The sequence below is a fragment of the Corynebacterium sp. genome, assembly GCF_030532965.1.
Lineage (GTDB): Bacteria > Actinomycetota > Actinomycetes > Mycobacteriales > Mycobacteriaceae > Corynebacterium.
In genome coordinates, this window is sequence record NZ_JAUNKC010000013.1 from 67,471 (window position 1) to 80,510 (window position 13,040).

At 54.5% G+C, this 13,040-nt stretch carries 12 protein-coding genes, 2 tRNA genes and 1 pseudogene; 7 read left to right on the top strand and 8 right to left on the bottom strand.

Annotated elements, in window-relative coordinates:
* Window positions 1–44 precede the first annotated feature (44 nt).
* The 6 genes from Q4D85_RS07555 to Q4D85_RS07580 form a co-directional block, all read right to left on the bottom strand.
* Window positions 45–806, bottom strand: coding sequence for a MerR family transcriptional regulator (locus tag Q4D85_RS07555; protein ID WP_303199401.1), 762 nt, complete (start codon window positions 804–806; stop codon window positions 45–47).
* Window positions 803–2,401, bottom strand: coding sequence for a hypothetical protein (locus Q4D85_RS07560; protein ID WP_303199402.1), 1,599 nt, complete (start codon window positions 2,399–2,401; stop codon window positions 803–805). The genes Q4D85_RS07555 and Q4D85_RS07560 overlap by 4 nt, the downstream gene beginning before the upstream one ends.
* 2 nt (window positions 2,402–2,403) lie before the next feature.
* Window positions 2,404–3,300 carry an ABC transporter ATP-binding protein gene (locus Q4D85_RS07565; protein ID WP_303199404.1) on the bottom strand — a complete coding sequence of 299 codons (897 nt, stop codon included), beginning with the start codon at window positions 3,298–3,300 and terminating at the stop codon, window positions 2,404–2,406.
* A gap of 165 nt (window positions 3,301–3,465) precedes the next feature.
* On the bottom strand, window positions 3,466–3,909 hold the full coding sequence (locus Q4D85_RS07570) for a hypothetical protein (protein WP_303199406.1): 444 nt from the start codon (window positions 3,907–3,909) through the stop codon (window positions 3,466–3,468).
* A 395-nt stretch (window positions 3,910–4,304) separates the two neighbouring features.
* Window positions 4,305–4,607, bottom strand: coding sequence for a TetR family transcriptional regulator (locus Q4D85_RS07575; protein WP_303199409.1), 303 nt, complete (start codon window positions 4,605–4,607; stop codon window positions 4,305–4,307).
* A gap of 12 nt (window positions 4,608–4,619) precedes the next feature.
* The gene (locus Q4D85_RS07580) at window positions 4,620–4,838 is read right to left on the bottom strand and encodes a CopG family transcriptional regulator (RefSeq protein ID WP_303199411.1); all 219 of its coding nucleotides are present in this window, start codon (window positions 4,836–4,838) and stop codon (window positions 4,620–4,622) included.
* Window positions 4,839–4,948: 110 nt separating this feature from the next.
* On the opposite strand from Q4D85_RS07580, the gene gyrA reads away from it, so the two are divergent.
* The 7 genes from gyrA (at window position 4,949) to Q4D85_RS07615 (ending at window position 11,335) form a co-directional block, all read left to right on the top strand.
* Window positions 4,949–7,525: a DNA gyrase subunit A gene (gyrA, locus tag Q4D85_RS07585; protein WP_303199413.1), complete on the top strand. Its 2,577-nt coding sequence runs from the start codon at window positions 4,949–4,951 to the stop codon at window positions 7,523–7,525.
* On the top strand, window positions 7,525–7,869 hold the full coding sequence (locus Q4D85_RS07590; protein WP_047260809.1) for a DUF3566 domain-containing protein: 345 nt from the start codon (window positions 7,525–7,527) through the stop codon (window positions 7,867–7,869). The genes gyrA and Q4D85_RS07590 overlap by 1 nt, the downstream gene beginning before the upstream one ends.
* Window positions 7,870–8,056: 187 nt before the next feature.
* Window positions 8,057–8,133 (top strand) — tRNA-Ile (locus Q4D85_RS07595).
* Between the two features lie 11 nt (window positions 8,134–8,144).
* Window positions 8,145–8,217 (top strand) — tRNA-Ala (locus tag Q4D85_RS07600).
* A gap of 300 nt (window positions 8,218–8,517) precedes the next feature.
* Window positions 8,518–8,931: a recombinase family protein gene (locus Q4D85_RS07605; protein WP_303199416.1), complete on the top strand. Its 414-nt coding sequence runs from the start codon at window positions 8,518–8,520 to the stop codon at window positions 8,929–8,931.
* Entirely contained in the window at window positions 8,918–10,564 is a 1,647-nt protein-coding gene (locus Q4D85_RS07610) for an N-6 DNA methylase (protein WP_303199417.1), read from the top strand. The genes Q4D85_RS07605 and Q4D85_RS07610 overlap by 14 nt, the downstream gene beginning before the upstream one ends.
* A gap of 18 nt (window positions 10,565–10,582) precedes the next feature.
* Entirely contained in the window at window positions 10,583–11,335 is a 753-nt protein-coding gene (locus tag Q4D85_RS07615) for a PaeR7I family type II restriction endonuclease (protein ID WP_303199418.1), read from the top strand.
* Window positions 11,336–11,671: 336 nt separating this feature from the next.
* On the opposite strand, the gene Q4D85_RS07620 is transcribed toward Q4D85_RS07615, so the two are convergent.
* Together Q4D85_RS07620 and Q4D85_RS07625 are read right to left on the bottom strand one after the other, a co-directional pair.
* A complete protein-coding gene (locus Q4D85_RS07620) occupies window positions 11,672–12,385 on the bottom strand; it encodes a toll/interleukin-1 receptor domain-containing protein (RefSeq protein WP_303199420.1) in 714 nt (237 codons plus the stop codon).
* Window positions 12,386–12,744: 359 nt separating this feature from the next.
* Window positions 12,745–13,040 (bottom strand): annotated as a pseudogene (locus Q4D85_RS07625) (hypothetical protein); the annotation flags it as partial.

Consider the following 13,040-nt stretch of genomic DNA (forward strand, 5'->3'; position numbering starts at 1 on the left):
TTGCATTCTCTCACGCCACCTGGCTTTCCCAGCTAGGTGGCGTTTTACGTAGCGTCGTCTATGGTGCGCAGCCGAGAAAAACAGAGCGAAATATACGCTTGCATTCCCGGTTCCGGATAGGCGGCACGGGTGAGCTTTTCGACGATCGGGCTGCGCACCAGCGTGCTGGTGAGTTTTCGCATCCGATCGTCGAACGGCATGATTTCGTCCCGCAGTTGTAGGGTTTCATCCGTTAATTCTTCGCAGTCCGCCATGGTCCATTCGGAGCCGAAAAGCTTTTCCAGTTTGATGCAGAAATCGGCCAACCGGTCGGCACTGACGCGACGGGTGGAGTCGTTGAATTCGTCGCGGAAGAGCCCTAGCTCGAAGAATACTTCCGAAAGCTTTCGTTTTTGTCGCACCATCGCTAGTGATTTATGAGCACCCCGGGCAATAAGCGCCGCCTCGATTTCGTCGTAATACCCGGCGATGGGATCCGGCGAAGTAACAGAAGCGGTGCTGCGCCGGGTTTGTAATTCCAGAAGTTTCTTCCGCTGACGTTTCAGCTTCGCGATCTGGGCATCAATGGATGCTAAAACCTCCTCAAAACTTAAGAGCTTGGCGGAGTCCAATTGGTGCTTGATCTCGGACAGCGGAATCCCGGCAGCCACCATGCTTCGGATGTGAATGAGTAAGGCGACGTCTTCGAAGGTGTAATTACGCCACGCGCCGGTGCGTGCAGGAACCGGCATTAACCCAATCTGATGGTAATGCCGGATGGTGCGCACGCTAACGTCGGCGATCTCTGCAAGTTCGGAAATTCTCATTCGGCTAGATCCCGGTGTGTGAAACGGATAAGGCCGAGCGCAAACGTCGAAAAGCCAATGACGATGAGCACAGCCGCACCGTAATAATGGTCGACTGCATGCGGCGCCCATGCGAAAACGGAGAGTTTTTGCAACCAATCCGGGAATTTGAGCAATTCGCCGAAATACGTTATTAATCCCGACCCGGCAAGCGGAAGCCACACTAGAGCGCTGAGTCTGCGCCAGCAGCCGATAATGAATGCAGCGATACCGGCGCAGGCTATTGCTGCAGGTAACAGATCAATTATTGACCACACCAAGATGGAAAACGAGGAGTCTGGTACCCGTGAATCCGCAATTGCACAATAGGAAGCAATGACACCCGTCACTACCGTTACGACAACGGCCGCAATACAGCTAAACACCCAGGTTAATGTGTAATTTTTCTTCAGGCTTAGCCCGGTGCTTAGCAGTAACGATACCTGTCCGTGGTGCTCGTGTTGGTTAAACGAAACAACGAGCGAAATCACCATGCAGCAGACCAAAATCCCGATAATCGGGCTGGTAAATTCCGCAAAAATCGAAACTAAATCGGTGTTAGTGGTCATTAATGACAACAGTTCTTTGGTTCGTGGTGAGGAATCCATCAAGGAATTCATCTCGCCAGTTAAAGCATAGAAACCGGTGCCGATTGCAATGATCGCCACCGACCACCATGCAAACAGCCCACCGTGGAGCCGCCACCATAGGCCGGAGAAACTAAAACCAGAAACCCGTGGTGTTACCTGGTCGCGTCTTGGCAACCACTGTTCATGAAGATCCCTGCGAGTCAATACAATCGGCAGCAACAAAACACAATTGACGGCGAAGAAAACCGCCAGCGGCCATAACGTGTCGCGGTCAAACGCGTGGATAACGTCTCGCCAGCCAAAGGGGCTTAACCACCGCAGCCACGCGATATCGAAAATGTCGGCCACAACCCGGATGGCAAACGTTAGCGCGAGAAAACCCAAACCAGCACCTCGGGTTGCCCGAGCTGTGGAAAAAGCTTCACCGCAATTGATTGTGACCAGGCCGAAAGTGAGGGAAAACAAGGTGGCAAAACCACCAGCCAAGGCACATGATCGTAACTGAAACCCCGACAGGCTTAATGATGCCGACCATAGGGTAATAAAAACCATGAAGCCGAAGAGTAGGGCCGTGATTACCGAAAGGATGACCGCCACCGTTTTTAACGATCGGGGGCTTAGCCCAAGGCTGTGGAGGATTTCTGTAATTCCAGATTCTTCTAAGTTTCGGGTGGCGTATACGGCTTGAAAGATACTCATGACCGCGCCCAAAATGAGAATCCAGGTCATGTTTTCCCACATGGTCCACGTCGCCACCGTTAAGTTATCCGGTACTTTTCCGTACATCACCACCATGCCAAGCGATGCGCGAATACCATCGCCAACTATTTGTAGCGATTTCGGATCGGGGTAGGAGCTGTCAATCGGGTACGGGGTGGTGGCAAGAAAAATACCCAGCGGCAGCAACCACGCCGTTAAGAAAACTAGTCTGGTGCGCAGCATAAACCGCACCGTCATGGGGATTGCCCGGCTTGATGTTGTACTCATGGTTAATCCTTAGGCAGCGTTGCGGCGGCTGCGGTTGGGGATTCAACCTGGTAATGCTGCATAAAGAGCTCTTCCAGGCTGACCGGGCAGCAACTGATATCGGTGGCATTTTGGTGGACAAGCTTCTGCAACGTCGCGTTAATCTCAGCGCCGGTGTGTAGCTGATCGTATGTGTCTCCGGTGGCCATCTCCGCCCGAATCCGCATGCCCCGCATATGCGAAAGGCTTGCTAACGGTCCAGATTCGACGATTTCGCCGGCGCGAATGATGCTGATGACATCGGCGACTTCCTGGATCTCGGAAAGAATGTGGCTCGACATTAACACTGCCACGCCTTCGTCGCGGCGTTCCCGGACAGCCTTTAAGAATTCCTGTTGGATGAGCGGATCCAGCCCCGAGGTGGGTTCGTCTAATACTAATACGTCGACGTCGGCGGATAGTGCAGCCACCAGAATGACTTTTTGTCGATTGCCCTTGGAATACGCCCGGATTTTCCTATTGGGGTCGAGCGCAAACCTATCGATCAAATCGGCCTGCCGGTTTTTCTCCACGTGAGGCACCGACGTACCCGCCGCCTTGTGGCGAATCCGGCTTAACGTTTCTATTACCTGGCCACCGGTGAGATTTGGCCACAGGTTAACATCGCCGGGAACGTAGGCCGCCCGGACGGTTGCCTGCGTGGGGTTACGCATCGGGTCGTGGCCACCTAGACGAATCGTGCCCTTATCTGGTCGAATCATCCCAAATAAGCACCGGATCGTTGTTGATTTTCCGGCACCATTGGGTCCCAAAAAGCCATGCACGCTGCCGGGGCTTACGGATAAATCAACGCCACATAGTGCGGTTACTGGCCCAAAGCTTTTATAAAGATCAGAGATTTCAATGAGGTTTTCGGACATACCTCCATTGTGCGGTGTGACGTTAGGTAACAGTCAAGCACCAGCCAAGAATCCATTGGCGCGCAGTTTAAAAAAACCTCTTGGGTGGTAGAAGCCGTTTCGTTTCGGCTCTACCACCCAAGAGGTTGGGGTATGAGGAAAACCAGCGTGGTTTCCGCGGGAGTTTTAGACCTTCTTCATGTAACGCTCGATGACGTCGCCAAGCATGGGCAGGTGCGGCTTGATCAGGCCAGCTGCCTTGGAGCGGATGGCGTTGTAGCCCTTTTGTACTGCGGAGTTATCGACTTTCTGGGCGTTCTTGTCCAAAACTTCCAGGATGTCGTCGACTACGGCGTCGGAGTGGGTATTGAGGAAGGTGCCGAAATCGGCAACGTCCGATGCTTGGTATTCCACCCAGCGTGGCTGGAGGGTTTCCAGGATTTCTGGCAACAGCCGGTTGGCGGCTTTTGCAACAACCTTATCGTTGACTTTCTTGGCTGCTCCGAGCAGACCCTTGACGGTCATGCCGGAGATGCCGGAGGTGGAATCCACTGCGGATTCTACGAGTCCGGCGAGTTCGGCGGCTAGGGTTTCGCGCTGATCGCCAAGAAGAACGGAAAGATCTGACATGTAACATCCTCCTAGAAGATGGTTGAAGTCGAAATAGGGTTCATAGTTGAGGATAAAAGAAAAGCGATCGTAATGTTTGATCTCACCCTGAATGTAATCAAGGTGCAATCAACGATCACGATCGCTGGGTTGCAATTCTTCCGCCACAGTTTTGTAAAACCCGAGGTGAAATGAATCATCATTCACTCGAATTAACTGCAATCACAACAGTAACAAATGTTACAGGAGTGATTACCCTCGTGCAATGAGACACGCATTAATGGGGTAAAAATATAAAAAACCGGGCAGGTTACCCGGGTAATACTGTCAATCCGACCGATGGGATCGTGAAACATGCGCCAGCTTGTCGACGCCGCACCGCGTAGCGGTATCAGGTAGCAGCCATTGGTCGGTTGCTATTCGGCTACTTCGATTGCCGTTGCGGCGTAGGCCTTATAAACCGCGGCGACTGCCTGGGCGAAATCGGAGTTTTTCGAGCTAAGCGGCTTTAACAATCTCGTAGTGTGCTCGATAGCGGCGGCCACCTGCGTTGCGGACTCAAAAACCCGCACCCCCTGAAACGCTGCCTGCGTGATGGCGGCGATCGCGTATAGCGCACCAAAATTCGACACGGTTAGCTTGTGTTCCTCGCAGAAAATGTCGGCGATGATGAGTACTTGTTCCGGGGTTAACGTCGGTGGGGGAGTGTGGGTCGGCATGATTGTCGTTACTTAGGTTTCGCTGCGGGCGCGCCGAATTCGGGCTGAAAGTGCGGCTTGGGTGGGAATGATCTGTTGTGCCAATTGGGTGATTTGGTCGTCGACAAGCGTGCGCGCCGCAGCGGAAACTATCGCACGAATCGCGGCTTCCTGTTTGCTGCAATTTTGGGCGCGGGCAAGCAGCGTAAGCGCCCGGTCTTGTTCGGCGGTTAAACGTAGCGTCATTGCCATACCCGATATGGTATCAATCTGATACCGCAGGTGTGTGGAAAACGCGGTTACAACGCCATGGCGGGGTAGAATTGGGACGTTCACCATTTTGAAAAACGAAAGGCGCTTTGATGAGCGACGATCTCTTCTCCGGAGACGAATACGATCGCGTCAAACCGATCGACCTAAACGAGGAGATGCAGACTTCCTATATCGACTACGCGATGTCAGTCATCGTCGGTCGAGCATTGCCGGAGGTGCGCGACGGCTTGAAACCCGTGCACCGCCGCATTCTCTACGCAATGTACGACAACGGCTACCGGCCGGATCGTAGCTACGTGAAGTCCGCTCGACCCGTGGCAGACACCATGGGTAACTACCACCCGCACGGCGACACTGCCATTTATGACACCTTGGTGCGCATGGCCCAGGACTGGAACATGCGTTATCCGCTTGTCGACGGCCAAGGTAACTTCGGTTCCCGAGGCAACGACGGCCCCGCCGCCATGCGTTATACCGAGTGTCGTTTGACCCCGTTGGCGATGGAAATGGTGCGTGACATCCGCGAAAACACCGTGGATTTCTCGCCCAACTACGACGGCAAAACCCAAGAACCGGACATCCTGCCCGCCCGGGTGCCGAACCTGCTAATGAACGGTTCCAACGGCATCGCGGTGGGTATGGCAACCAATATTCCACCGCATAACCTGCGGGAATTGGCCGATGCCATCTACTGGTTATTGGAAAATCCCGAAGCAGACGACACCGCCGCACTTGAGGCGTGCATGCAGTTTGTTAAAGGCCCCGATTTCCCCACCGCAGGTCTTATTGTTGGCACCCAAGGGATTAAAGATGCCTACACAACCGGGCGCGGTTCCATTCGGATGCGCGGCGTTACCTCCATTGAAGAGGAAGGCAGCCGCCAGACTATCGTCATCACCGAGCTGCCGTACCAGGTGAACCCCGACAACCTGATCTCCAATATCGCCGAGCAGGTGCGCGACGGCAAACTCGCTGGTATTTCCAAGATCGAAGACGAGTCCTCCGACCGTGTCGGCCTGCGCATCGTTGTTACCCTCAAGCGGGACGCAGTGCCACGGGTTGTGCTCAATAACCTGTACAAGCACTCGCAGCTGCAAACCAGCTTCGGCGCTAATATGCTCTCCATCGTTGATGGGGTGCCGCGTACCCTGCGGCTGGATCAAATGCTTCGGCATTATGTCGCCCACCAGATCGAAGTTATCGTTCGCCGTACCCAGTACCGGTTGGACGAGGCCGAAAAGCGCGCCCATATTCTGCGCGGCTTGGTCAAAGCGCTCGATATGTTGGACGAGGTCATCGCCCTGATCCGGCGTTCTGAAACCGTCGACATTGCCCGCAGCGGCTTGATGGATCTGCTTGCCATCGATGAAGTCCAAGCAGATGCCATTTTGTCCATGCAATTGCGTAGGTTGGCAGCCCTGGAACGGCAAAAGATCATCGACGAATTGGCCGAGATTGAAGAGATCATCGCCGATTTGAAGGATATTCTCGCCACCCCAGAACGTCAGCGCACCATCGTGCGGGATGAGCTGAAGGAAATCGTCGACAAGTACGGCGACGAGCGTCGTTCCGAAATCATCGCCGCCACCGGCGAAGTGACCGAAGAGGACCTGATCGCCCGCGAAAACGTCGTGGTTACCATCACTTCCACCGGCTATGCGAAGCGCACCAAGGTGGATCTGTACAAATCGCAGCGGCGCGGCGGCAAGGGCGTTCGTGGTGCCGAGCTTAAGCAAGACGATATCGTGCGGCACTTCTTCGTCTGCTCCACCCACGACTGGATTTTGTTCTTCACCAATTTCGGTCGCGTGTACCGGCTCAAGGCCTACGAACTGCCGGAGGCGTCTCGCACCGCCCGCGGCCAGCATGTGGCTAACCTGCTGGAATTCCAGCCGGAAGAACGCATCGCCCAGGTCATCCAAATCCAAAGCTACGAGGACGCACCGTACCTTGTTCTGGCTACCGCCCAAGGTCGAGTCAAGAAATCGCGGCTGTCGGATTACGAATCCAACCGCTCCGGTGGCCTTATCGCCATCAACCTCCACGAGGGCGACAAACTCATCGGCGCCGCACTATGCTCCGGCGACGACGATCTGCTCCTGGTATCTGAGGAAGGCCAGTCGATTCGCTTCAAGGCCGATGATGAGCAACTGCGTCCGATGGGTCGCAGCACCGCTGGCGTGAAGGGTATGCGGTTCAGGGGCGACGACCAATTGCTCGCTATGACGGTCGTTCGCGAAGGCGCATTCCTCCTGGTTGCGACCAGCGGCGGTTACGGCAAGCGCACTAGCCTGGAAGAGTATTCCTCTCAGGGCCGCGGTGGCGTTGGCGTGGTCACTTTCAAGTACAACCCGAAGCGCGGCAAACTGATCGGCGCGTTGGTTGTTGATAATGATGACCAGATCTTTGCCATTACTTCCGCCGGTGGTGTGATTCGCACCGAAGTTAACCAGATTCGCCCATCGTCGCGTGCCACCATGGGTGTGCGACTGGTCAATTTGGAAGATGGGGTGGAATTGCTCGCCATTGACCGTAATGTTGAAGGGGAAGGCGAGGAAGAAGCCTCCGCCGTTGCTGCCGGTAACGATGGGAAGAAACCCGTCAGCCAGCAGGAAACCATCGATGAGATCATCGATGAAACCGCCACGAACGAAGGTGACAGCTAATGGCAACACGTGAGTATTCCATTCAGTTCATTTCACCCATGTCAGCGTTTCGCACCGGGTTCGCCTTGTCGATCATCGGGCTGTTCGCTTGGCTGGTGTGCTCCGCGTTTTTATACTTCGGCCTCAAAGCCGCCGGGGTATGGGGACAATTCAACGATGTGATCGGCGGCGTTGGTGGTGAACAATCCATCACCTTCGGCGTAGTTATGTCGATGTCGCTGCTGGTAGGTGCGATTTTTGCGATCATTTCCTCCTGCCTAGCGCCGTTGATGGCGATTGTCTATAACGCGGTTGTTGATCTGTTTGGCGGCATTCGCGTTACCTTGCGTCAAGAGGTGGAATAACCATTAGGAACCGTGGGGCGTAGGCTTACATTTTTTGCTTGTCGACGCCCCACGGTTTGCGGCCGCTTAGACACCGCGGGTTAAAAGTTGCTAGACTTAAGTTCGTCATGTTGAGTCTTGGGTATTGACCTTGTGATTTGCCTAAGTTTTACCGACCGGATATAGTTCTATTTCGTTCCAATTTTTTGGGCCTATAGCTCAGTCGGTTAGAGCGCATCGCTGATAACGATGAGGTCGCAAGTTCGATTCTTGCTAGGCCCACCATGGGACAATATGGGGCATTAGCTCAATTGGTAGAGCGTCTGCCTTGCACGCAGAAGGTCAGGAGTTCGATTCTCCTATGCTCCACAAATAGGCTCCCAACCACTACTGGTTGGGAGCTTTCTCATTCCCGCCATTTGGTAAATGAAGGGTTAAGGGACAAAATGTGTGTCTGGTCGGCGTGTCGTGGGTTGGGTTTGTTTTTGTTGTTAGTGGGTGAAGTGTCCCAGGTTTTGTTCCGTTTCAGTAGACGGGAAAACCTGGGACACTTCAGTGTGCTCGCGTGGAATAGTGAAAGATGTTCTGATAGACTTTGAAAGATTCTGCGGTTTAGGTCTATGACCTAATTCACCACAAATGCTGCGCACGGAGATAGCAGGAGGTGTGATGGTGACCATCAGTTCCGTCGATCAGAACCCCGATCAGCAGATTGCGACCGGTGGCACGGTTGACAAGCTCATCGTAGACCACGCCTCGGGCAGGGAAAACCACTACCCCCAGCTCAAAACGCTGCGCGTCTACATGTGCGACGGCTCTGATGAAGTGGTGAAGGTAAAGGGTCTGGACCGTCTCGCTCGCTCCCCACACGACCTCGTTTCTCTCCTCCAGGAGTATGAGTCCAAAGGTGTGGACTTCATAGATGCCCTGGCGCTTTCCACGAGCACCCCCGAGCTGATTACAGAGGATCGCCGCCTCATTGACGAGCGTGTACTAAAGACACGTGCAAGCACACAGCTCGGTGCCTCATACTGGCCCCTCGTTGATACTCTGGCGGGTAAGGGAGTTTATGGTGAGTGCTGAGGTATTGACCAAGACTGGATATGGCGAGATTTTTACCCGGCGATGGGTCGTCGAGACCATGCTCGACCTCATCGGATACACACCTGACCGGGATCTCGCGCGCACCCAGCTCATCGAGCCATCCATTGGCTCGGGAGCCTTCATCATCCCGGTGATCGAGCGACTCCTTGTGTCGGCAGCGCTTCATGGTGCCACGCCCGAAGAGCTGCGTAACTCCGTGTTTGGCATGGACTTGCAACCAACGCACGTCGCCACGTGTCGCTCAAAGGTGAACACTATGCTGCTTGAACACGGCTTCAATGAGTGTGACGCTGAGTTGTTGGCGATGAGCTGGCTCCGCGAGGGGGACTTTTTGCTCGACGAAGTTCCGAGTGATGCCGACTTTGTGATCGGCAACCCGCCCTACATTCGAACTGAAGACCTTGATGACGAGGTGGAAAAAGCGTATCGCGCACGTTGGGCAACTATGCGAGGGCGCGCAGACATCTATGTTGGCTTCTATGAGCGTGGACTGTCTGTGCTGCGCCCTGATGGTCGACTGAGTTACATTTGCGCGGATCGTTGGATGCACAACTCCTACGGCAAGGCTCTTCGTGGTCTGATCTCCACGAGATATGCCGTCGAGACGGTGTGGCAGATGCACGACGTTGATGCCTTCGAGACAGAGGTCTCCGCCTATCCGGCCATCACCGTCATCGCTAGAAGGACACAGTGCAAAGCGACCTTCATCGCCACCACGGAAATCTTCAACGAGGGGTCTGCGCGCGAGGTGCTCGCTTTCACACGTGGACATGAGGAGATTCAGAGTGGGAATGGCTGGGAGGGAGTGCGTTGTCCCAACTGGTTTGAGACGGACGACTTCTGGCCTGCAGGATCACCTAGTACCATCAAGCTGCTCGAACACCTCCAAGAACACTTCCCAACACTGGAATCTGATGGCACCACACGCATCTCCATTGGCGTGGCGACCGGTAACGATAGGGCATATCTCGTAGATATGAACACCACCGAAGACGTAGAGCCCGACAGACTCCTACCTCTCGTTATGGCCGATGATATTCGCGAAGGGTTCCTCAATCCCCCTTCTAAACAGCTCCTCAACCCATGGGACGAACGGGGGGATCTTATCCACCTTAGCGACTACCCACGGTTCGCCCACGCGCTCGAACGTAGACCCTTGATCCGGGAGCGCTATGTTGCGAAGAAGAACCCGGGTAAGTGGCACCGCACCATTGACAAGGTGTATCCTGGCGTGGCTGACCGTCCGAAGCTCCTGTTTCAGGATATGAAAGCGAAGATCACGCCGGTCTACGAACCCGGGGGGTTGTACCCGCATCATAACTTGTACTACATAGTGTCCGACACCTGGGATCTTGAGGTTCTGGGAGGATTACTTCTGTCGAGCATCGCCGAAGCGTTTGTCACCGCCTACGGAGTGAAGATGCGCGGCGGTACCTTGAGATTCCAAGCGCAGTACCTACGCAAGATCGCTGTTCCTCAACCTAGTGAGCTTACCGAGGACGTGTCAGAGCGTCTCAGAGCAGCCTTCAGAGCGCGGGACCGTGTATCTGCCAACTTTGCTGCTGAGGACGCCTACGGGCTGCCTCGTGGCACCATTGAACGTTATCTGTAGGAACACACAAGGGGCATAATGTCTAATCCACTCGACCCATCCGTCTGGCAGCAAGCCGTAGCAGGCTACTGGAGCCACCTCACGACCCAGCAAGAGAACCAGGGCACACTCTCCGGGATCAAGGACACTGGTAACCGTGCCGCAGTCACTGGTGGCAAGCAGATGGACCTCATGCAAGCCGTCGTGGCCGATCTGTGGCTGAGTGATCCTGACATCCACCTTGAGGTGCGCACCACCGGCCACAATGACTTGCCAACGTACTTCCGTCCCTCGAAGAACTGGGATCTCGTCGTTCTCTACCGAGGTGCGCTCATTGCTGCGATGGAGTTCAAGTCACAGCGCGGACCTTCCTTCGGAAACAATTTCAACAACCGGACCGAAGAAGCTCTCGGACTCGCCGCCGACTCGCAGATGGCCGTCGAGCGCGGCTTGTTCGGTGCATTGAAGCCCTGGTTCGGCTTCGTTATGCTCGTTGAGTGCGCAGCAGGCTCCACGAGACCCGTACGTGTGCCCTCCAATATGCTATTCCCGGCGGACCCGATCTTCGAGGGTGAGTCCTACATCGGTCGCTACCGAATCTTCTTCGAGCGCATGATTGCTGAGGGGAACTACGACGCCGCAGCTCTTTTGACGGCGAAAGCCAACAGTGGAGAATATGAAGAACCTTCGCCGGTGCTTTCAATGGCGAACCTTGAGGCTGCTATCAAAGCGAGAATTGCTTATATCAAAGCGCTTCCCGAAGACTATTTTGACGCGATTGTACAGGGATAAAATGATGAGAGGAACGCTGCCATTACCTGAGAGACAACGTTACTGGTTGTTGTGTAGTGACCCCAGCTCTTGTCCCTATACCGCTGCCCGAGAGCAAGATTTGTTTTGACCCACTCTTGGGTAGACACTTGTAGTGTGGTTAGAAAAGGTTTTTCTTGCCCACATCTAGGCGGTACGCAACGCTGTACCCTTTTCTGAGCTTTCATCGGGACACTACCACGCTCCCGACGATTCCCCAAGGGCTTCTTTAGCTGAGGGCAGTGCGTTCTGACCGAGCCTTTATGATGTGTTTATAGGCAAGGGGCAGTGCAGTTTTCTGCTGCTTCGAGGAGCCTTTCATCGGTCAGAGAACGCGTCTGTAGAGACCAACTCGCTGATTTTCGTGGCGATCTTCTCCATCGTGTCATCGGCTGTATCGAGCCCACTTCGTGATGCGAGGAGGGGGCTTTCTTCTCGCAGGTCGTTGTAGGTCACACCATGAACGATTGGAACGAGTAGATCGCGTGCCAGCAGGGCAGAGAGTTCCTTGTCTGCGATGCCTTCGTTTTTGATCCTCTTGATGAAAGATTTTGTGACGAGGACCAGTCCTGCGCGAGACTTGGACAGTCCCTTGTCGATTTCGCGCAACAGGTTCGAGCCCAAAAGTACTGCTTTCTCGCTAAACCACACCGATACCCCGGCTTTCTTCAAGGCATCGTACAGGTCTGTTGCCGTGGTGCACCGATCATCCCACGCATGGCACAGGAAAATGTCGTACTTGTCAGGTTGGGCGCCTTGCTTTTCGATTGATTCACGGACCGGGGATAGTGCTCGTACCTCGGCTGCCGTATAGATTACGCTTGAAGATGAGGACGACCAGCGTGGACGGCTGTTTCGAGAAGAGCCTCCTGTCTGGGTTGCACGGGATCGATAGGATGGAGTGGCGTAACTAGTTGGGATATAAGGCGGGTCGTACGAGTTGTAGCTGTATGACCCGCTTCCACATGCAGGGCAGTTCGCTCGTCCACTTGCAGTGCGGTGTCCTTGGATAGGTGCTGTGCATTTTGCCATGTCAAGATTATACGTTGAAGTGGCGGGTCCAGGTAAAGACCTGGACCCGCCCAACCTTCAGTCCTATGCCCGTCACAACAAGCCGAACTTTTTGCTGATCTTCCGGGTTCCCCATGACACGAGTGCGACGAACCCGGCCACCTTGGTGAGAGTTTTCGCCCACCATGTCTTCGCTGTCTCAAACGAGGTCCATGCTCAGCACAAGAGTGACCCGAAGCCGAAGACTTGGAACACTCCCATCGCGAGTCTGTTGATGACAAGAAGCACAGCCGCCAGCGGTACCAAAGTAAGGCAGAGACGACCGACAGTCTAAACGAGCCTGACATCAAGAACCCTGACGGTGTGTTCGCTGAGACGGTTCATGTCGATGCGCACCGTTCTGCCGTTGCCGATGACTTTCTTAAGTTCGAAATTGTCGACTCTGGTCGAGACTGAAGGCTCAGCATCATCTTGCATGAGTCGAGATCGGAGCGCTTCACTTCACTTCTGTCGGGCAGATTGATCGCGTCGTTGGCACTTAGCTGCTTGGCGATGGGAAGATCATTCACCGTGATGAAGCTGATGTGATCATGGGAAATTGCGCGGTTGCGTCGTGAAAACCAGGAACTACGGGATATTAATGAGCAGTTCAAAGGCTGCATCGGCTTTTTTCGCA

Coding starts and splice junctions, on each gene's coding strand:
- gyrA (WP_303199413.1), top strand. CDS start 4,949: ATGAGCGACGATCTCTTCTCCGGAGACGAATACGATCGCGTCAAACCG.
- Q4D85_RS07590 (WP_047260809.1), top strand. CDS start 7,525: ATGGCAACACGTGAGTATTCCATTCAGTTCATTTCACCCATGTCAGCG.
- Q4D85_RS07555 (WP_303199401.1), bottom strand. CDS start 806: ATGAGAATTTCCGAACTTGCAGAGATCGCCGACGTTAGCGTGCGCACC.
- Q4D85_RS07580 (WP_303199411.1), bottom strand. CDS start 4,838: ATGGCAATGACGCTACGTTTAACCGCCGAACAAGACCGGGCGCTTACG.
- Q4D85_RS07560 (WP_303199402.1), bottom strand. CDS start 2,401: ATGAGTACAACATCAAGCCGGGCAATCCCCATGACGGTGCGGTTTATG.
- Q4D85_RS07605 (WP_303199416.1), top strand. CDS start 8,518: ATGGTGACCATCAGTTCCGTCGATCAGAACCCCGATCAGCAGATTGCG.
- Q4D85_RS07570 (WP_303199406.1), bottom strand. CDS start 3,909: ATGTCAGATCTTTCCGTTCTTCTTGGCGATCAGCGCGAAACCCTAGCC.
- Q4D85_RS07575 (WP_303199409.1), bottom strand. CDS start 4,607: ATGCCGACCCACACTCCCCCACCGACGTTAACCCCGGAACAAGTACTC.
- Q4D85_RS07615 (WP_303199418.1), top strand. CDS start 10,583: ATGTCTAATCCACTCGACCCATCCGTCTGGCAGCAAGCCGTAGCAGGC.
- Q4D85_RS07565 (WP_303199404.1), bottom strand. CDS start 3,300: ATGTCCGAAAACCTCATTGAAATCTCTGATCTTTATAAAAGCTTTGGG.
- Q4D85_RS07610 (WP_303199417.1), top strand. CDS start 8,918: ATGGTGAGTGCTGAGGTATTGACCAAGACTGGATATGGCGAGATTTTT.
- Q4D85_RS07620 (WP_303199420.1), bottom strand. CDS start 12,385: ATGGCAAAATGCACAGCACCTATCCAAGGACACCGCACTGCAAGTGGA.